General features: G+C 68.5%; 19 protein-coding genes and 3 pseudogenes. 9 read left to right on the forward strand and 13 right to left on the reverse strand.

Annotated features, from left to right (window positions below; genetic code table 11):
- Positions 1-663 precede the first annotated feature (663 nt).
- Positions 664-1,902 carry a hypothetical protein gene (locus P3T34_RS01115; protein WP_280664050.1) on the forward strand — a complete coding sequence of 413 codons (1,239 nt, stop codon included), beginning with the start codon at positions 664-666 and terminating at the stop codon, positions 1,900-1,902.
- 666 nt (positions 1,903-2,568) lie between these two features.
- Here P3T34_RS01115 and P3T34_RS01120 read toward each other — a convergent pair.
- The 4 genes from P3T34_RS01120 to P3T34_RS01135 all read right to left on the reverse strand — a co-directional run bounded on the left by P3T34_RS01120 (position 2,569) and on the right by P3T34_RS01135 (position 3,750).
- Positions 2,569-2,757, reverse strand: a complete 189-nt coding sequence (locus P3T34_RS01120) for a hypothetical protein (RefSeq protein ID WP_280664051.1) — start codon at positions 2,755-2,757, stop codon at positions 2,569-2,571.
- Complete coding sequence (locus P3T34_RS01125) at positions 2,754-2,996, reverse strand: hypothetical protein (protein ID WP_280664052.1); 243 nt, start codon at positions 2,994-2,996, stop codon at positions 2,754-2,756. The genes P3T34_RS01120 and P3T34_RS01125 overlap by 4 nt, the downstream gene beginning before the upstream one ends.
- Entirely contained in the window at positions 2,993-3,157 is a 165-nt protein-coding gene (locus tag P3T34_RS01130) for a hypothetical protein (RefSeq protein WP_280664053.1), read from the reverse strand. The genes P3T34_RS01125 and P3T34_RS01130 overlap by 4 nt, the downstream gene beginning before the upstream one ends.
- A gap of 116 nt (positions 3,158-3,273) precedes the next feature.
- On the reverse strand, positions 3,274-3,750 hold the full coding sequence (locus tag P3T34_RS01135) for a hypothetical protein (RefSeq protein ID WP_280664054.1): 477 nt from the start codon (positions 3,748-3,750) through the stop codon (positions 3,274-3,276).
- Between the two features lie 378 nt (positions 3,751-4,128).
- Here P3T34_RS01135 and P3T34_RS01140 point away from each other — a divergent pair, with 378 nt between their 5' ends.
- From P3T34_RS01140 to P3T34_RS01150, 3 genes are all read left to right on the forward strand, one after another.
- Positions 4,129-4,755, forward strand: a complete 627-nt coding sequence (locus P3T34_RS01140; protein ID WP_280664055.1) for an SMI1/KNR4 family protein — start codon at positions 4,129-4,131, stop codon at positions 4,753-4,755.
- 792 nt (positions 4,756-5,547) lie between these two features.
- Positions 5,548-5,676 carry a hypothetical protein gene (locus P3T34_RS01145; RefSeq protein ID WP_280664056.1) on the forward strand — a complete coding sequence of 43 codons (129 nt, stop codon included), beginning with the start codon at positions 5,548-5,550 and terminating at the stop codon, positions 5,674-5,676.
- Between the two features lie 294 nt (positions 5,677-5,970).
- Entirely contained in the window at positions 5,971-6,513 is a 543-nt protein-coding gene (locus tag P3T34_RS01150) for a hypothetical protein (protein WP_280672670.1), read from the forward strand.
- Here P3T34_RS01150 and P3T34_RS01155 read toward each other — a convergent pair.
- The 6 genes and pseudogenes from P3T34_RS01155 to P3T34_RS01180 all read right to left on the reverse strand — a co-directional run.
- Positions 6,514-6,660 (reverse strand): annotated as a pseudogene (locus P3T34_RS01155) (transposase); the annotation flags it as partial.
- A 2-nt stretch (positions 6,661-6,662) separates the two neighbouring features.
- Complete coding sequence (locus P3T34_RS01160; RefSeq protein WP_280664057.1) at positions 6,663-7,283, reverse strand: TnsA-like heteromeric transposase endonuclease subunit; 621 nt, start codon at positions 7,281-7,283, stop codon at positions 6,663-6,665.
- Positions 7,284-7,494: 211 nt separating this feature from the next.
- The gene (locus tag P3T34_RS01165) at positions 7,495-7,848 is read right to left on the reverse strand and encodes a group II intron maturase-specific domain-containing protein (protein WP_280664058.1); all 354 of its coding nucleotides are present in this window, start codon (positions 7,846-7,848) and stop codon (positions 7,495-7,497) included.
- Positions 7,849-7,887: 39 nt separating this feature from the next.
- Positions 7,888-8,715, reverse strand: a pseudogene (locus P3T34_RS01170) (transposase); the annotation flags it as partial.
- Between the two features lie 106 nt (positions 8,716-8,821).
- Positions 8,822-10,609: a reverse transcriptase/maturase family protein gene (locus P3T34_RS01175; protein ID WP_280664059.1), complete on the reverse strand. Its 1,788-nt coding sequence runs from the start codon at positions 10,607-10,609 to the stop codon at positions 8,822-8,824.
- A 536-nt stretch (positions 10,610-11,145) separates the two neighbouring features.
- Positions 11,146-11,823: pseudogene (locus P3T34_RS01180) on the reverse strand (ISL3 family transposase); the annotation flags it as partial.
- A 269-nt stretch (positions 11,824-12,092) separates the two neighbouring features.
- Between P3T34_RS01180 and P3T34_RS01185 the strand changes: the two are divergent.
- On the forward strand, positions 12,093-12,488 hold the full coding sequence (locus tag P3T34_RS01185; RefSeq protein ID WP_280664060.1) for a RidA family protein: 396 nt from the start codon (positions 12,093-12,095) through the stop codon (positions 12,486-12,488).
- A gap of 458 nt (positions 12,489-12,946) precedes the next feature.
- On the opposite strand, the gene P3T34_RS01190 is transcribed toward P3T34_RS01185, so the two are convergent.
- Both P3T34_RS01190 and P3T34_RS01195 read right to left on the reverse strand, forming a co-directional pair.
- Complete coding sequence (locus tag P3T34_RS01190) at positions 12,947-13,783, reverse strand: SAM-dependent methyltransferase (RefSeq protein WP_280664061.1); 837 nt, start codon at positions 13,781-13,783, stop codon at positions 12,947-12,949.
- Between the two features lie 405 nt (positions 13,784-14,188).
- The gene (locus P3T34_RS01195; RefSeq protein ID WP_280671764.1) at positions 14,189-14,536 is read right to left on the reverse strand and encodes a DUF5946 family protein; all 348 of its coding nucleotides are present in this window, start codon (positions 14,534-14,536) and stop codon (positions 14,189-14,191) included.
- A 30-nt stretch (positions 14,537-14,566) separates the two neighbouring features.
- On the opposite strand from P3T34_RS01195, the gene P3T34_RS01200 reads away from it, so the two are divergent.
- From P3T34_RS01200 to P3T34_RS01215, 4 genes are all read left to right on the forward strand, one after another.
- Positions 14,567-15,565, forward strand: coding sequence for a phosphotransferase (locus tag P3T34_RS01200; RefSeq protein WP_280664062.1), 999 nt, complete (start codon positions 14,567-14,569; stop codon positions 15,563-15,565).
- Positions 15,566-15,815: 250 nt separating this feature from the next.
- On the forward strand, positions 15,816-16,103 hold the full coding sequence (locus P3T34_RS01205) for a polyprenyl synthetase (RefSeq protein ID WP_280664063.1): 288 nt from the start codon (positions 15,816-15,818) through the stop codon (positions 16,101-16,103).
- Positions 16,096-17,148, forward strand: coding sequence for a polyprenyl synthetase family protein (locus P3T34_RS01210; RefSeq protein ID WP_280664064.1), 1,053 nt, complete (start codon positions 16,096-16,098; stop codon positions 17,146-17,148). The genes P3T34_RS01205 and P3T34_RS01210 overlap by 8 nt, the downstream gene beginning before the upstream one ends.
- Before the next feature lie 71 nt (positions 17,149-17,219).
- Positions 17,220-18,389: an oxygenase MpaB family protein gene (locus P3T34_RS01215; protein WP_280664065.1), complete on the forward strand. Its 1,170-nt coding sequence runs from the start codon at positions 17,220-17,222 to the stop codon at positions 18,387-18,389.
- Positions 18,390-18,444: 55 nt separating this feature from the next.
- Here P3T34_RS01215 and P3T34_RS01220 read toward each other — a convergent pair whose 3' ends face one another.
- On the reverse strand, positions 18,445-18,870 hold the full coding sequence (locus P3T34_RS01220; protein WP_280664066.1) for a helix-turn-helix transcriptional regulator: 426 nt from the start codon (positions 18,868-18,870) through the stop codon (positions 18,445-18,447).
- Positions 18,871-19,069 lie beyond the last annotated feature (199 nt).

Consider the following 19,069-nt stretch of genomic DNA (forward strand, 5'->3'; position numbering starts at 1 on the left):
CCCGAGCCGGTCGCCGCGACGACCGTGGCGCGGCCCCCGTTCTTCACCTCACGCACCGCGGCCGCGACGGCGTCCTTCTGGAACCAGTGCAGTGGCAGCGGATTGACGACGCTGCCGGACGGCTGCGCCGGAACCGGCGCCTTGGCCTGGGCGCGCAGCCCGGCCGGCACGTCCTGCTCGGCGGTGGCGGCGGTGGTCTCCACAGCGGTGCTTCGCCTTCGGATGCCGGGCGGTGCGGGGAGGGTGGCTGAGCGGCGGGCTGGGTGGTGAGAGGCGGGCGGCCTCCCCGGGAGGTCCGGTGCGACTGAGCGCTTCACTTGGCGGATGAGCGGTTGATTTGGCGAGCTGAGCGGGTGGCGTCAATGGCGACGGCGAGTTGGTCGGCATGCTTGTCAAAGAGCATCTTCAGCTCGCGGTAGTGGGGATGGTCGTTCGTCTGTCTGAGCCAGGTGCAGGTGAATCTACGGTGGTACTTCCAGAGGCGGCAGGCTTCCGGGTCGGCTCCGATGCCTGGAGGGCAGGGGGAGATGACCAGCTTGTTCGCCTCCGTCTGCGCGGGAAGCGATGGCTACGGTCCATGCGGACAGACCGAGCTGGCCTCAGGCCGCGGCCAGTCACTGACCACCCTTGCCATGCCTGAACAGCGGCTGGCACGATCGAGCGATGTTAATCGAGTCCAACAGTCGTATTGCCAGGCCGCGTTGGCGGTCGCTCGGCGCGCTGGCGCTGCTCCTCGTGGCGAGCGCCTGCGCGTCGGGTGCCAAGCCGCCCAAGCCGCCGGCTCCGGAGTTCTCGGGCTCCCTGGTCGTCGAGGGACAGCAGCCTCCCGGAACCACGATGGTCTGGCGGATCAGCCGCATCGAGGGCGGCAAGGCCACCGCCGTGCCGCTTCTCGACCCGGGCACGCCAGTGGTCCAGGGGACAGCGGCACTGTCCCCAGACGGCACATCGCTCGCCTACGTGTCGGGCCGGATCATGACGGTGCGGAGCCTGGCTCCCGCTGCGCAGCAGATCACCGTGCCACCGGTGGTCGATGGTGTGTCGTGCGCCGAGTGGGCACCGGACGGCAAGCACGTTGCCTTCACCACCCATCAGGGGGTGTTCTCCGTCGCCCTGGACGGGACCTTCACCATGGTCGCCACGCGCAAGAGCGCGATCTACAGCCAGCAGCAAAGTTGGAACAGCCCCGGTGCGCTCCCCACCGGCGGTCCGCAGACGGTGTACTCCTCGATGTCCTGCGCGCGTTGGCTGGACAACGACCACCTTGCCTTCGACCGGCTGAAGGGCGACATGCCCCTGGTCACGGGCCAGTACCAAGCACCGTCGGCGGATGTGTCAACCATCGCCGCCGTGCAACTGTCCCCGCAGTTGGACGACTTGGACACCCGCTGGACGGTCGACTCCTCCTGCGGCAGCCATGTGCTGGTCGACGCGAAGACTGCGACGGACGACCAGCAGTATGTGTTCACAGATCTGCTGAAGCCGGGAGGAGGCGACCCCAACGCCCCTCAGCAGACGGCCAAGCACGTGGGGAGCACGCAGGACGGCTCGATGGGGACGCTCTGGTTCTTCCAGCCCGGCAGCTGCGACCTGGTCCGGGTCACCAAGAAGTCGGGCCAGCAGAGCGGCTACACCTACACCGTCACCACCAGTGATCCCAGTACGGGGGCCGTCGTCCAACAGCGCGCCCTCCCCATAGCCGTGGGCCAAGGCGCCGCGACCAGCTGGCCGATGTCTGGGAACACCGTCGTACCGGATCCGTCAGCGGCCTCCGCAGTTGCGGCGTACGCGGAGTCGTACCACCAAACCCTCAACCTGGTCGACCTGCGAACGGGTGGTGCCGTGGTCGTCGACGGCCCGTGGGCCGAAGCCGATCAGGTCCTCGGCTGGAGCGAGCACTAGCCAGTGGAGCTGTGATCAATGACAGCACCGTCCCGCCAAGGCGGACACTGCGCCGGGCCACGGTAGTTGGAACTGCGGGGCCCGGCGACCTGCTTCTCCTCGGACTGCGGGCCATCGCGGCTGGAACCGACGGGACATTCTCTTTGGCACCCGCGGCGATATGCCACGCTTGTTGACACCGGTCTCGCGTCGCCCACCCGGGCCCGACCTGGCCAGGAAGCAGCCGGCTGGGATCAACCTCACCGGGCAGCCGACGGTGGTTCCAGTCCCCATGGCCAGGTTCCAACCACCGCGTCCCGGCTCAGACACCTCGCCCGAGCCTAACGCTCAGCCCGCCAACTCGGGCGCTCACCCGCCAAGTGAAGTGTTCAGTCACATCCGGGAAAGCCGCCGGTCTGCTAGTCGGACACCCAGCCGCGGACCTCCATGTAGGCGATGTCGCCGTCCCCGACGGCGCGGCCGGTCTCCACCAGCCAGGCCTTCATCACCTCGGTGACGTCGCCGTGCTGGTCCGCGACGCGCTGGGACCACTCAGCGGCATCGAACCACCAGTCGAGCTGGAACCGTAGGTGCGCTCCTCGGTGCCGCCCGCGCGCGGGATCACTCCACGCCGCAGGCCCGGCGAGTCGTCCTTCGACCCGGCGGAGTGGGTGAACTGGTTGGCCTTCATCCGCACGGTGAAGGCCGACTCCCCCCGGCCTGCCCGGTCTCGTGGACCACCGGGGCAAGGTGGGCGGCACCGGGCTTGATGGCCTGCTTCCCCGCACGGCCGGCCATGCTGCCGCCCGGGGTGCCGATCGTGTCCTTGCCCCGCACCCGCGCCTTCTGCCCGCCCTTGGTGGTGCGCCGCTTCACGTTCGCCCCGGCGATACCGGACAGCGCCTCGGTATCGCGCTCGCCGCCGCGCACCGCCGCACCACCTGGCGCAGCGCGCCGACCATGCTCGCGCCCTTGCCCTTGCTGAAGAACTGGCTGACGAGCGAGGCGTCGCGGCCGAGCATCTTGGCGACCTGGCGCTTGGTGTAGCCCTCGTCGATGAGCTCCTGGGTCAGACGGGCGGCCTCGTTCGGGTTGTCCGGGTCGGCGGGGCTCACTGGTCAGCTCCCGCCTGGGCGAGTTCGGCGCGGCCCTGGCCGCGCAGCTTCAGGCACTGCTCCTGGCTCCTCGGGTGCTCGACGGGGCCGCTCAGGTGCCCCTTGAGCAGGTAGTCCCCCGGCTCGCCCCGTCGCCGGCTGCAGGCACAGCGGGTCGGCATCCCTGCCGCCTGGGACGGAGCGATCTCTGCGTTCTCTCTTTGCTCTGTTGAGCACCAGAGGGCCGAGGGTGCCGGCCACGCGATTGTGGGTCGGCGCCCGCCGTGGGGGTGCGAACCTACTTCGTGGCTGCTGCCGCGGCGGCGCGCCAGGTGGTGACGAGGCCGGCGGTCTTGGCCTCGAAATCGGGGTCCCGCCAGCTGCCCGGGAGACCTATGAGCACCGGCAGGTCGTACATGCCGCGGACCCGGTGCGTGATCCTTACGATCTCCGGGGCGTTGGCGCGCTCGTTCTTCTTCACCACCTCGACGTGCGTGATGTCCGCCCAGGCGAACCGCTTGCGGCGGCCCAACAGGGTGGTCCACCGCAGCTCGTGCTCGTCGAAGTTCACGCTCGTGAGGAGGGCAAGCAGGTGGGCGGTGCCGATGACGGCCAGCAGTGGGACGAACAGAGTCCCGACCAGAGCGGTCCGTTCGTTCAGGGGCCGACTGACGGTGAGGTACAGGAAGTAGGCCGAGCCCGCCAGGAAGAGCGGTCCGCCGATCACCTGGCGCCGCTTCTGCGCGGGGGTGAGACGGTGAGTTGTGTGTTTCACCTGCGGATTCTGACAGCACCAAGTGGACCTGAGGAAGTATCACCCCCCCGCGTCCGCCAACTGGGTGCGCGCGGGCAACCCGCGCCGGTCAAACTTCGGCGAGACTGCTCAAACTTCGCTGAGACGGGTCAGCCGGCCGGACCGGGGTGGATGTCCCAGCACTGTTGACCGTTCTCATTCAATCGAGGCGTCTACTCAGCGAACCCAGTCGTCTCGCCTTTCGTCTCAGCGAACCGAGTCACGCGGGCGGCCGCGGTGGGATGGTGAGTGGCCGTAACGACGGGTGGCGTGAGTGTCACCAGGCGGGCATACAGTGAGCGCTCATGATCATGCGGCTGTGAAGGAACGGCGACTGTGCACCCTGACGTGGACCGTCTCATGGCGCTGCTGCCTCCCGGCCCGGAGGACGGAGAGCGAATCGACTGGCCGGTGGTTGAGCGGGATCTCGGCTGCCAGTTGCCTGCCGACTTCCGCGACCTGATCTCCGTCTACGGCGTGGGCACTATCGACGAGTGTCTGATGGTGCTCCCGCCTGTGAGCGGAAAGCACGAGTCGGGGATTGCGTCCGTAGGCCAGATGACCCCGACCCCCGAGAAGACCGCGTGGCTCCAGCACACGAAGTCCAACTACCCGCTGTGGCCGGAGCCCGGGGCACTGGTGTGCGGACTCCGCTTGGCGGACGGCAACGGCGACCTGTGGGGCGCCGTCTACTGGCGCACGACGGGATCGGTTCCCGAGCGGTGGCCGGTTGTCCTGTGGGAGCGCCACCATCCCTTCATCGAGTTCGATCTGAGCATGACCGGCCTCCTGGTGAAGTGGTTGACAGAGTCCCCGGACCTCGACATCGACCGACGTCACCTCTTCGGGACTCCCCACTCACGGTTCATCCACTGGCGCGTTGAGCGCGAGATGCGTGAGCGGGACCTCGAACCCTGGGAGTACCTGGAAACGCTCCAAATCGAGGCGCTGGAGGCATTGGAGGAGCGGAACCTAAGGCACCGGTGAGACAGGACAACTGCCGCTGACGACTGATCGATTTACGGCGTCGAAGTCAAAATCTGCCGCCCATAGACGTTCCGGCCGCATGGCCGCGGGCAACTGCAGGCCCCAGCTGCCACGAGCTCCGCCCGCAGGGCCTCCGAGGCGTTGGGGTGATGAACTATGCGTTCGCGAAAAAGGAACCATCTCGTGCCGGCCTTCTCCGCCTCCAAGTCCGCGAGCCAGCGCAGTGCAGTGTCGGGCAGGCTTGGGTTGATCAACGCATTCCACTGAACCGACGAATCTTCATCCCGTGCGAGCCGATCCAACGCATCAGGCGGCGCCAAGGAACTACGCGCCGTCCACAGCCGCACTGGCCGAATCTCATCGACCGCGAGCGAGCGCAGACGCTCAGCGCTCACGTCCGGGCTCCTCGCCTCAAGGACGCGGCGGTATCCACTGAGACGTTCGGCCTGGGTTCGTACAACGCGTCCGCTCACCAGCCTGATGATGCCACGGGCCCTCGACCGAACGGTGGGCCCTCGACCTCGCGCAGGAAACCGCCGACCCGCAGTCGTCTCACTCAATCAAGTCCACGCAGGTCACGGCTCACCTGGTCGACTAACTTCGGTGCGACAGGTCAACTGTCCCACCCCGGGCGCAGAACGCCGCCACCAGGCGAAATGGCCTGGGACAGTCCCAGGACTGCCCCAGCAAAACGGGTCGAATCGGACAGCCTGGGACACTGCTGGGACAGGGCTGGGACGCCGCCGTCCCGGCCCTGCGAACCAGTGACCTCTGACAGGCGACCTTGACCAATTGACAGGTGAGTTTGAGTTCAAGCCCCTGGCCGTCCGCTGGGAACGACGCCTCGACCACCACAACGGCTTCGTCTCCCTGGCCTGCTCACTCATCTGCTGGCGCCGCCTCAAGAAGGCCACCTCGTGATCATGGTACGAGGCTTACTGAACTGACAGAGCGTCACTCAAGCCCGCCACTGCTCGCCGCTGGGCCATTCAGACGATTGTCCTTGCACTTACTATCCCCTTTCCGCGAGGCTGGCCTCAGGGGCGGAGCGCACATCGCTCTCGGCCAACGGCCCTTCACGTGAGTGGGACCGTCGGCCTGTAGTGCGACGACAGGCCCGCCCGCCACAAGGCCCGGATCGAAGGCGGTCTCCCCTTGACCCCCTCCCGGGAAGGGCCGTACAGAACCGCATTCGAGAACAAGAGGCAGGATCGAATGACCGCCATCACAAACGCGTGGGTGTACGAGAGCGGCGCAGTGGGGTTCAGGCGCGGTACCCGGGTGCACGTCACCGACTGGGGCCAGGGGACCACCAAGGCGCTCAATGACCTGATCAATGAGCTGCCCTGGGCCAACCCTGACTGTGTGTTCCACTGGCAGAACAGCGGCGCCTACGGCGTCATCCAGGGCGACGAGACCTACATCAGCGACTGTTCCGGCATTCGCAAGATCCACGACCAGTGGCCCAGCCTCCCCAACGACTGGACTGACGGCATCACGGACGCGTGGGTGTACGAGAGCGGCGCAGTGGGGTTCAGGCGCGGTACCGAGGTGCACGTCACCGACTGGGGCCAGGGGACCACCAAGGCGCTCAATGACCTGATCAATGAGCTGCCCTGGGCCAACCCTGACTGTGTGTTCCACTGGCAGAACAGCGGCGCCTACGGCGTCATCCAGGGCGACGAGACCTACATCAGCGACTGTTCCGGCATTCGCAAGATCCACGACCAGTGGCCCAGCCTCCCCAGCGACTGGTAGACGGATCCCGGTGTAGAGAACGAACAGGATGCCCTGCAGGCACAGCCGGTCCGCCACTGGCCTCGGACCGGGAGACCGCTCGGGCCAGGCCGGCAGGACCGGCTCGATCAGTGCCCACAACTCGTCATCCACGGCCCACGGCTTGATGCTCACGCCATCACGAACAGCTCAATCGTCGTCCCGGTCAGGGCCGACCTGCACCCGATGGTGGACGGGCGCAGGCAGCGGCGCCGGCGGTAGCGCGAGAGCCAGCGAACGTTCCCCATCAGCACCGGGTCCGGCTCACCGACGCGGACGAACTCCCAGCCGGCCGCGGCGCAGGCCCGCTCCGTCGCCTCGAACGCCTCGGCCGCGGGCCGGTCGATCCGATCGCCCGCCCGGACGTCCACGACCCAGCCCCGCACGTCGGCCAGCCGCACGAAGTAGTCCGGCGCGTGCCGGCGCTGCCGCTTCCCGTCGTGCCAGTGCAGCCAGAACGGCTGCGAAGCGATCCCGACCACCTGCGGATCGCGGTCCAGCAGGATCAGCCGGTCCCGCTCCAGCCACGACTCGTAGCCCACGTGGTCGCCCACCGTCGCCGAGAAGTACCAGCCTGCGAAGCCCTGGCCGCCCTTGGCCCAGTTGACCTTCCGCACCGGCTCGGCCGCCTCGAACCGCCGGTTCCACCCCTGCCCCAGCGGGAGCCGGCGGACCCCGCCGGCGTCCACGAAACCGAGCTCGAACTCCGCCAGCACGGCATCGCCGTACGCCCGCGCAGCAACCCCCACCACCGGTCAAGATCAGGTGGCAGGAACCTATTGGTGGTCAAGATCGTGTGGCAAACGGTCAGGCTCTCCTGTCAGAGTGGTGAAGTCGGCCCGGGGCGCGGTTCCGGTCTTTCGACCGGCCCGTTTCCCCGGAGCCGCTTCCCGAACCGGGCATGCGACTTGGCACCGCACCCGGCTCTCCACAAGCCCCGAAGGGGCCTCGTGGTGGTGGTTCTCATCCCGTGATCGGCCAGGGGGTGGGGATGGCTGCTCCCCGATAGCGGTAGCGCGTGGTGCCTACCGAGATGGGGTTGAACAGCTCCCTGTTCTCACTGGCCCACCAAGATCCACGGCCGAAGTAGTGGCGATAGATCTTCCTCAAGGCCGTCTTGGGGTGTTTCCGCCGCGCCCATCGCCAGACCGCAAACCACAGATAGTGGCGCAGGTAGGAGAAGGTCGCGAACGACACTCCGGGCCTGAAGTAGGCGCACCAGCCCCGCAGCGCCGGGTTGAGCCGGAGCAACAGGGCGTCGAGCGGCTGGTTCGTACCGACCTCGCGGCACAGCGTTGACCGGGTCTGTCCAGCCAACGGCTCTGTCCCGTAATCGGTGGTAGCGCTGTGTAGTGATCACTGGAGGAGGATGCGGTGGCGGAGCAGGGGGAACCCGGCTCGGCCGTGCATCTGCCTCATGATCCGCTTGGTTCGCGTGTTGACGCCCTCGGTGCGGCCGTTGTGGTACGGGAGGGTGAGTCCGGCGTCGACGGCGGCGCGGTCGAGTTCGAGGCCGTTCGCGAAGGAGTGCAGGTGGGGCAGGTCGGCGGCGCGGACTGTGGTGATCCAGTCGGTGAGCTTGGCGTCGTTGCCCTCCGCTGGGGTCAGTAGCTGCGCGAACTCGGCGCTGAGGCGGGCGAGTTCGGTCATCTCGGCACAGGTTTCAGTGAGTTCCCGCAGGAGTGCGGTGTCCTTGTCACGCAGGTTCTCGGGGCGGGTGAGGAGGAGGCGGGCGAAGCGTTGCGGGGTGGTGACGGGCTTGTCGCCCCCGGCGCGGCCCTGGGTGATGTAGCGGTAGAGCAGGTTGAGGCTGCCGGTGTATCCCAACTCCTTTATCTCCTGGAACAGTTGCTTGACAGGGACGGCCGGGTCGGCGGCGCGGCGGCTGCGGAGGTGGTCGCGGTAGGGGTCGACGAGCGTGGGCTTGTAGCGGGGTGCGCGGCGCTCTGCGGTGGGCTCCTGCATGCGGGCGTATCGCTTGACGGTGTTCAGTGCGACATCGAGGCGGCGAGCGCATTCGAGCAGGCCGACGCCCTGGTCGAGCAGGTTGTGGACCTGTTGCCAGCGCTGGCGGGTGGTTTGTTCGCGTACGCCCCCGGGCCGGGCGGGGTTCACGGCGGTGGCCCAGCAGGCGGCATGGGAGCGGACCTCGGCCAGGACCTTGCCGCACAGGTTGCTCCACAGAGTACTGGTGGGCCGTCGGCGAGGTGCCTGCTGAGCAGGCCCTTTTCCCACGGCCCCCAGCCCGAACCGGGCTTGCGACTTGTCACCGCACCCGGCTCTCCAGTGACTACTCCGTGAGTGCTGGGACAGACTTCCTTCCGTGGATGGTTGCGTGGCAACTTCCGCAGACCACAAGGGTTTTGCGGTGCCGTGCAGCCATGAGATCTGCCCACGGGGGCCGGTCTGGTCCTGGCTTTCCGAGGTCGGCGAGCTTGGCGACGTGGTGGACTTCCACCTCGTCGATGCGCCCGCACGCCTCGCATCGCCCGGCGAGGAGCCGGGTGACCAACTCCTTGCGTTTGGTGTTGACCGGGGCCAGCCGACGGTCATTGATGACCGTCTTCTTGTCCCGTCGCAGCGGTATCCCGCCGAACCGTCCGACCAGTGGCTTCCTGCCGATGCGTTCGACGCGGGCCTCGAAGCACTTGCGCGGCCCGTGCGGTGTCTCGATGGTGGTCGCGTACTTGCGGGCCATCTTCGACACCGACGAGCGGTGCTTGTTCGCCAGCGTCATCAACATCGAGGTCTCCATGACCCATTGCAGCCGGGAGAGTCGGAAGACGTCGCCGGCCATCAGGTAGTACTGGACGATGCCGCGGTACTCCGACCCGTAGGTGCTGAGGATGACGTGATCGTCCTGGTTCAGCAGCTCGGGCCGACGCGCGGGTTTGCCGCGCTCCATGTACTGGGCTTGCTTGGCAGATACCACCGAACGAGGGACACGCAATCTGATGACCCCATTGACGGAACGCCGTCCGCCGGTGATCTTGCGGTCGTTGTGGTGCACGGTGATGTCGTAGCCGAGGAACCTCGCGGCCTGGGTGCGGCCATGAGTGATGAGCGTCTTTTCCGGCGACAATTCCAACCTGAGTTCATCACGCAGGAATTGCGCCAGACGCTCCTTGATTTCCTCGGCCTCTGCCTTTGGTCCGGCGAACCCGAGCAGGGTGTCGTCGGCATAACGCACATACCGCAGCCGCCGGTAGCCAGGATCATGAGTATCCATGCTGGGCATGCTGCGGAGTTGCTTGCGCAGTTCCCGCACTGTGGTGCGGTCACCACGCTTGCGAGCGCGTGCCATAGCCGCCCACACCCGATGAAAGGCGCGGTTCGACTGCCTGACTCCTCCCCGGGTGTATTCCGGGATCAGAACCTTCTCGACGTACTCGTCCATCTTGTGCAGGTAGATGTTGGACAGGATCGGTGAAACAACCCCGCCTTGCGGACTTCCACTGTGCGTGGCGTTCCAGACCCAGTCCTCCATGTATCCGGCCTTGAGCATGTTGTGCACCAGCCGTAGGAATCGGTTGTCGCGGATCCTCTCGCCCAGGATTCGGAGCATGACCGAATGGTCAAGCCGGTCGAAGCACTGGGCGATGTCGCCCTCGATAAGCCAGGCCGTACCCGTCCAGGTATGGACCACATCACTTAACGCGGTGTGGCAGCCCCGGCGGGGACGGAAACCGTGGGAGGAGTCGGAGAACGTCGGCTCGTAGTACGCCTCAAGAAGCAGACGGACCACTTCGCCGACGAGCTTGTCGCTCCAGGGCGGCAAGCCGAGCGGACGCAGTTTCGTGCTGCCCCGCCCTTTGGGGATGTAGACCCTCCTGGCCGGGCTCCACCGGTAGCGCTCGTGGCGCAGCGCGTCGATGACGTGCTCGATCTTGCCCAGCGACATGCCGTCCACGGTCTCCCCGGTGACCCCGGGTGTCATCGCTCCCTTGTTGGAATAGAGACGCCCGTAGGCCAGCAGATACAACTGCGGGTTGAACATCTGTCGATATAGTTCATCGCACGGCAGGCCGCGCCTGCCGCGTTCACGGAGGACACCCAGCACCGTTTCGGCGCTCTGCATTGCGCATACCTCCCGATTCTTGGGTGCCCGATCACCTGGCCCCCTTCGCCCGTGCGGACGGCTTTCCCGTCCTCCTTGGCCGGTCGTGACTCCGGCGACTACTACGGGGCCTCCGTCGCCATAGGAAGATCTCCTCCCTTAGGCGATCCCATGTTCGTCCTTGTCGTACGTAACAGCGTGACTTAGGCGTTCCACTCATCCCCTTGAATGCCCTCGCTGGGCATCGCTCCGCGCTCTGGAGGTTGCGTCGGCCATGGCATCAAGCCGTCGCAGGGCGCGGCGCCGGTTTCAGGCATCTTTCCGGCGGATTCGACCTTCAATCTTCTGGGGATTGGAATTCAGGCAATCCAGCTTTCGCCATATCACGCGGGTCCCGCGACGCCCCGTCCCCAATGCCTGGGCCCGGTCGTCACTTTCCTGGCATGCTGCGGTCCCCTCACCGTTTCCGGATTAGGTAAGCCATTGGACCCAAGAACCTCCCTCCAAATTCTTCCCGACTGAATCGGGGATACGACAAGGCGCCTCATGGCGCACTGCCACCTGTCGCTGACCTGCACCGCCTCGGGGAGGGCCTGGCGGATCGCCTCACCGTAGGAGCCGGAACCGTCGCGGCAGACGTACTGGGCCCCGGGGTGCTCGCGCAGCCACGCGACCAGAGTCCGGGCGGTGCGGTCGGGCAGGACGTCGATCCGCTCTCCGGTCTCGGCGTCAATGATCACTGTTGCGTAGCGGTGCCGGTGCTTGAGGGCGAAGTCGTCGACCCCGATCACCCGTGGGATCCGCACGACCGGTGTCGGAATGCGGCGGAGAAGGCGCAGAGCGGTCGAGCGGGAGATCGCGCAAGCCAGCACACGCGAGAGGCGGGCGCCCGCCCGGCCCGCTAACTCCTTGACCATGGATCCGAGTTGGTCGGCCAGACGGTTGGTGCGACGCTGGTAGCGCTCCACGACGCCGGGAACCTGCTCGCGGAAGGTCTGCCGCGGGCAGCCGAGCACCGGACACGCCAGTCTCCGGAGCCGCACCGACGCCACGACCCGCCGTCCGTCCACCGGCACGTCCGCGACCACCCGCCCGTGGAAGCCATGCACCCGCCCCGTCGGCTGCCCGCACACCGGGCACGGCACCGGATCGTCCCGAGTCCGCGCCGACACCCGGATGACCTCGCCCTCGTCCATCACGTCCTCAATGACCAGGGCCGACAGTCCCGAAAACACCACACCCACAAGCTCATTGACATCGCGCACACCATGCCAACGACGGTCGTCACCCTTCGTTACCACCGATTACGGGACAGAGCCGAAGACCGTACAGACCCCCGGTGTCCGTCAGCGTCCGGGTGGAGCCGGTCGGGGAGCGGCAGGTCGGCGAAGTCCTGGTCGCCGCTGATGCTCACCGCCCTCGTCCCGGCCCGGCGGGACCGCCGAAAGCCGGTGCAACCGACCCGACGCTTTGAGATGATCACCACCCGAGTGAAGGAGAAACGATGCAGCACTTCGTCCGGCCCGACGGCACCCCTCCGGTCAACGGCTACAGCCATGCGGTGGTGTTCGCCGGGCCCATGGTCGCCGTCTCCGGGCAGGTCCCGGTGAACGCCCAGGGGCTCCTGGTGGGCGAGGAGGACGCCGAGGCCCAGGTACGGCAGGTCTTCGCGAACCTGGCCACCGCGCTGGGAGCGGCAGGTGCCGGGATGGAGCACGTGGTCAAACTGACGGTGTATCTGACCGACCTGGACGACCTGGACGCCTTCCGTCAGGTGCGCGACGAGTACCTGGACGCGGCCCGCCCGCCGGCCTGTTCACTGGTCAAGGTCGCCGGGCTGGTCCATCCCGCCTTCCGGGTCGAGATCGACGCACTCGCGGCGCTGCCCGCGGGGGCGTGAACAGGTCGAACTCGCAGTCCGGCCCGGCTCCCCCGTTCGCAGGATTGCGGACCAGCACGCCCCGCACACCCCCGGACGGCTGACGCCACTGCCCAGCTGCCCAGCCGAACAGGGCCAATAGAATTCGGAGCAGTTGTCAACCCCTACAAGACGGCGCCTCCCCCGCCTCCACCGACACCCCGGCCGCCCGTCACCCCCGGCTACAGCCCCTGCTGGAGCGGCAGCTCCTGCCCCTGAGGCCCAGGAGCGGGGAGAACAAGAGGCCTGGCCGACGGGTCGACAGGTCTACCCGTGCGCGGCATAGCCAGGCCGCGCGATCGCCTGGCGGCCACGGAACGCGACACTGACAGAGGGACATGATCGCTGGACTTGATCATCCGTCAGCGTGTCGTCTGGAGCCGGCCGGGACCAGCGGGGCCCGCAGCAGGGCCGACCGCCGCGGCGGTACCAGCCGGTACTCAGGGCTTGAGCGCCACTCCGCCGTACATCCCGATCCGGTCGTCCCCGGCGAGGACCTGCTCGTCCGGCCGCCACTGCGACAGCACCACCAGGCCGGGGTCGACCAGCTCCAGGCCGTCGAAGAACGCGGCGATCTCCTTGCCGCTTCGCGCGGCGGTCTTCACCGACGATCGGGCGTAGGCCTTCGCCGTCGCGCGCATCCCTTCCGGGTCCAGGTCGGCGGTCACCTGCGACAGCACCAGCACACTGCCCGGGGCGACGGCGTCCATCAGGGTGCGCACCGCGCCGTAGGGGTCGTCCTCGTCGATGACGAAGTGCATGACCGCGACCAGCAGCACCGCGACGGGCCGGTCGAAGTCCAGGCGGCCGCGTACCTCGGGATTCTCCAGGATCTCCGCCGGCCGGCGGACGTCCCCGGCGACAATCGTCGCGCCTGACGGCGCGGGCTCCTCGCCGTGAGCGCGGGCGTGCGCCAGGACTATCGGATCGTTGTCGACGCCGACGATCCGCGCGTCGGGCCGCACCGACAGCGCGGTCTCGGCCGTGCCGCCGGGGGCGGGCAGGCCGGTGCCGACATCCAGGAACTGATCCAGGCCGATCTCCGCCAGGTGCCGTACGGCGCGGGTCAGGAAAGCGCGGTTGACGCGGGCGAAGTCCCGCAACGCCGGCATCGACTCCAGGGCCTTCTCCGCGGCCGCGCGATCGGCCGGGAAGTGATCCTCGCCGCCGAGCAGATACGAGTAGATGCGCGCCGACGTGGCCACGGTCGGGTCGATCGCCGGCGGCGTCGAGTGCGGGGCGATCAGGTCGCCGCCCAACGGCTCCGAATCCGGCATGTCGTCCCCCACTTCGTCGACATTCGTCCGATGACGTGAGCATAGCGCGGGGTCGTCAACGCCGCTTGGCAGAGGGGCGTGATCGCCGGACTTGATCGTCCGTCACATCGCCTCGGGTAGTTGTCTGTTCTGCGTGCGCGCTGGGTGCCGACCTGCCTACGATCCGTGTCGGAGAGGGAACGCGGGTGGCAGGGAGCTCGGTGAACCCGATACTCGAGCAGATCGCCCGCGCGTCAAGCGGCGCTGGCCGCGCAGGCCAGCACACGTCGCTACAGCTCGTAGTCCTGGGCCAGCTCCTCCCAGCGAACGCTGCGAAGCGCAAGATCAGCATCCTCGCCCGACGGTACTTCCGGTGCTGGCTGGAACCAGGCAACGCTGAGATCGGCGGGCCCACGGTTTTTTCGGTCACGTGCCGCGGCTCCACGCGTCGACCGTCGCGGCGGCCCAAACCTTGACGCGTTCCGCGAACTCCGAGGAGGGGAAGGTCCCGTCGATGGCGACGTCTTCGATCGTGACGGAGAAACGGGATCGCGGCGCGTCCCGGAGCGGCAGCGCCGCATCGCGGACGACTCGTGACGGCCTGCCCTTTACACGATGGGAGTTGCCACGACGCTGAAGGCACGTGTACGTAAGCGCGGCGCCGCCAGGAGGCCCCCTTCCGCTTGCCCTGGTTGCGTCATCAGGCTGACATCTATGCTGGTGCGTCCACGTCTGCGTCCGCGTCTGCGGAGGCTGGCAACCGCTTGCTGGGATCGACGCAGGCGCTCAAGAGGGGGACCGGAAATGACTGCTGAACGAAAATTCGCCGACGTCGAAACCCTGACCCCGGTGATGCGGGAGGTCTTCGGCACCGACCGCCGCATCGCCACCGTCGACCGCCTGCTCAACGGCACCAAGAAGGGCGTCTACCGCGTCACGCTGGACGACGCCACGAGCACGATCGTCTACGTCTGGAACGCCGACGAAGACTACTGGGACGGGCTGCTTCCGGCTGGCCACGACGACCCGTCGAACCCGTTCGCCCACGCCTCCGGCATCGACTTCTTCGAGGGTGCCACCCGTCGACTGGAAGCGGTCGGAGCTCGTTCGCCGCAGCTGTTGCTCGCCGACCGCAGCAAGGAGCTGTACCCGGCCGACATCGCCGTGGCGGAGGACGTCCGCGGCGGAACGCTGGGGGCGCTGCTGGAACGCGATCCGGACGCCGGCCGGCAGACGCTCGCGCAGCTCGCGGACATGCTTCGGCGCATGCACGCCTACCGCGCGCCCACGTTCGGGCGGGTGGCGTGGATCGACGGTGGGGGCACGCCGCCGGATACGACCTGCGAGCAGGCCTACCTGGAGCGCGCGCTGGTGCACATCGCCACCGCCGTGCCCCGCGACGCCCGCGCGGCCGAAGGCGAGGCGATGCTGGAGGAGAAGCTCCGCACCCTGCACGCCGCACTCGAACCGCGCGCAGAGCTCGGCGTGGTCCACGGCGAGCTCTGCGCGGAACACACGCTCGTCGGGCCGGACGGGGAGCCCGTCATCATCGACATCGAGGGCCTGATGTACACCGACATCGAAGTGGAGCACTGCTGGATGCGGATGCGCTTCGGCCCGCACTACGCGGCGCTCCGCAACCCGGACCTCGATCCGCGGCGCGTGAGGTATTACCAGTACGTCATGCACCTGGACCTGGTCGGCGGCCCGCTTCGCATCGCCGAGGGTGACGTCCCGAACCGGGAGTGGATGCTCGACGTCGCGGACTTCCATCTGCGGAGGGCGCTCACCTACGAGGCATGAGTCGACCGTGGGTCTTCGGCCGACCAGCGGTGGAACAAGGCCGTGGCACGTTTCGCTCGCATTCCGTCCCCATCCCCCTAGCACAGACCGACCCCATATCGACGTGGGCTGTCAACTCTTCACTGGTTCGGCTGACTTCTGAGTGCCTCGTTCCACACCGGGGAAGGACCACCGGTGCTCGCGGGCTCCGCGCGCCGCCGTCCGGCGGAGCGGCGCGGCGCCTGTGCTTTCCGGGGAGGGTGGGGTTCTCATGCCTGCACAGGACGCATCGGGAGTGCGCGCTGATCGGGGGTCCGATGCGGTCCGGATCCTGGCCGGTGTCGTCGACCTGGGACTCGAACAGGCAGAGGGGTTGCTGCGCTTGACGCGCGGCGTGCTGGGTCGCTCCGATCTGCGCGAGGTGGTCGCGGACGGGCAGGAGGACCTGCGGGCGCGCGGCGAGCTGCTGCTGGGCCGCCTGGCCCCCGCCACCGAGTCCCACCTGGAGGCCGTGGCGCGGCGCGCTGCGGCGGCCCGCAGGCCGTCCTCCGATGCCTGAGCTGCCGTCGGCGTCGGCGCTCAAGTCACGGGTGGACGAGGTCCTGCGCGCCTTCGTCCAGCAGGAGACCGAGCTGCTGGTCGCCGTCGACGGCGAACTGGAACCGGTGGCCGAGCAGTTGCGTGGCGCGGTGGCGGATGGCAAGCGGTTGCGCGCCGCGTTCACCTACTGGGGCTGGCAGGCGACCGGCCAGCCGGACAGCGCGGCGCTGGTCCGGGCAGCGGCGGCGATGGAGCTGGTGCACGCGGCGGCCGTGGTCCACGACGACCTGATCGACGACAGCCCGATCCGCCACGGCGCGCCCACCGCGCACCAGGCCCTACGGCACGCCGTCGCCGAGGGACCCGAACGCGAGGCCCAGGGCAGGTCGTTGGCGATGCTGGTCGGTGACCTGCTGATGTCCTGGGCCGGGCAGCTGTTCGCCACCTGCGGACTGCCCGCCGCCTATCTCGCGCGGGCCCGCCCGCTGTGGGCCACTCTTGCCCGCGAGCTGGTCGCCGGGGAGTGCCTGGAGATCCTGCGCACCGGGACAACACCGAGCGCGGAGAGCTCACTTGAGATCATCCGGTACAAGACCGCGAAGTACACCGTCGAGCACCCGCTGCACCTGGGCGCCCGGCTCGGCGGCGGATCGCCCGCACTCCTGGCTGTCTTCACCGCCTACGGCGTGCCCCTTGGCGAGGCGTTCCAGCTACGTGACGACCTGCTCGGCGTCTTCGGCGATCCGCGGAACACCGGGAAGTCCAACCTCGACGACCTCGCCGGCGCCAAGCCCACCGCGCTGCTCGCCCTCGCCCTCACCGGGGCCACACCCGCCGACCGTGCACGGCTGCGGGCTGTGCTCGGCCGCCGCAACCTCAACGCGGCCGAACTGGACGAGCTGCGGGAGATCATGGTCCGCTCCGGTGCCCGCGGCCGCATCGAAGAGATGATCATCGAACGGGCGGCCGCCGCGTGCAACGCCCTCGACCGGACCGTGCTCCCCGCTCAGGCCGCGGGGGCGCTCGCCGACCTGGTCTCCGCCGCGACGGCCCGCACCTCCTGACACCGAACTCCCACCGAACTCCCGCCGCGGCTACCGCGGCTACCGCAGACACCGAACGAGGGGCCACTCCCATGACCGTGACACCCGAAGCTATGGACGCCCTGCGCCTGAAGGGCGACCTGCTCGCCGACTCCGTGGTGGACGCGCTGTTCGAGCGCGGTGACATCGGCAGGTTCAACGCCCTGATGCGCTGGTTCGCCCAGACCGGCCAACCGCTGCCCGACGACGTCCCCGACGAGGCCCTCGACTACCTGCACGCCACCGCGGCCCCTCCCGAGTGGGTCGACTGGGACCAGATGGAGAAGGCCCGGCTCTTCTTCCTCCGCAACAACGTCCACATCTCCACCGCGCTCTCCTTCGCCTCGATGCCCGCCTGCTACGTCGTCCCGCACGTCGCCAAGCTCCTCAGCGCGACGCACTCGCTGGACTATCCGTCCAAGCGGATGGCCGAGACCGGCCAGTTCACCCTCTACCTGATGCGACCCGACGCCTTCGAGGCCGGCGGCAGGTTCCTGCCGGCCGCCCAGAAGGTCCGCCTGCTGCACGCCTCGATCCGCCACCACCTGCGCCGCGAGAACCACTGGGACGAAGCCGCCCTCGGCGTGCCGATCTGCCAGGAGGACATGATCGGCGGCCAGATGATGTTCTCCGTCCAGGTGCTGGACGCTCTGCACCGCATGGGCATCCACATCTCCAACGAGGGCGCCGACGCCTACTTCTACGCCTGGCGGGTGGTCGGCGCCATCCTCGGCGTCGACGCCTCGGCCGCACCCGCGGACCTCACCGAGGCACGCGACTTCTCCGACCTCTACATGGCCCGCCACATGGGCCCCTCCGCGGAAGGCGCCGCCCTCACCCGCCAGCTCATCGACCTCTACGAGGGGGTCGTCCCCGGCACCCTGCTCGACCCGGTCGTCCCCGCCCTGATCCGCTACCTGATCGGCGACACCTGCGCCGACTGGCTCCAAGTCCCGCGCTCCCCCTGGGACACGGCCATCACCCTCACGCCCACCCTGCTCGGCATCCTGGAGCGCATCGAGGACTCCTCCCCGCTCGGGGCCTGGGCGCTGGACCGCCTCGGCGACCTCACCACCCGCTTCGAACTCAGCTCGCTGACCCGCGGCCGGGTCATGCAGTACGCGATCCCCGAACACCTCCACGACGAACACGGCGTCACCTCCACCAAGCACCGCACCGACCCCTGGATCCCGCCCCCGCTCTCCCCCAGGCTCCCGGCCTGACCCGACCGCGCGCGGCCGGCCCTGCACGGTCAAGCCGGCGCCGGGCCGGGCGGGCTCACGCGGTCGCGGCGCCGCCGGGGACCGCGAGGCCCAGGCGGTCCAGGAGTTGGCCCCGCTTGCCCACGTTGAGTTTGCGGTAGACGCGGGTCAGGTGCTGTTCGACCGTGCTGACCGTGATGAACAGCTCACGTGAGATCTCGCGATTGGTGTGCCCCATCGCGGCGAGTGAGGCCACCCGCAACTCCGCCTCGCTGAGCCCTTCGGGAAGCGCCTCAGCCACCGGCGCAGCGACGGCACCGCTCGCCTCCCACGCGTGGCCGGGACGCGGCGGGAACATGCCGGACAGCTCCCGGCACAACGGCTCGGCGCCGCAGCGTTTCGCGCCGTGCCAGGCGCGGTTCATCATCCCCCGCGACCGCTTGTTGTCGCCGGGGCTCTGGTAGGCGAACCCGAGGTCGGCCAGGGCGGCGGCCTCCTCCACCAGGTCGTCGCACCGCTGCAGTTTCCGGACCGCTGCGCGCAGCAGGGACGGACGGTTCTTGAGCTCACCGACCGCGGCGGACGCCCGCAGGGCGATGCCGCGAGCCCTCGACGGACCCGGCGGCAGCAGTCTCGTCTCCTCCTCGACCAGGGCTGGTCCCGATCGGCTTCGGCGTCTACGGGCTGTGGCGCCTACGCGG

This window comes from Kitasatospora sp. MAP12-44 (assembly GCF_029892095.1).
Taxonomy (GTDB): domain Bacteria; phylum Actinomycetota; class Actinomycetes; order Streptomycetales; family Streptomycetaceae; genus Kitasatospora.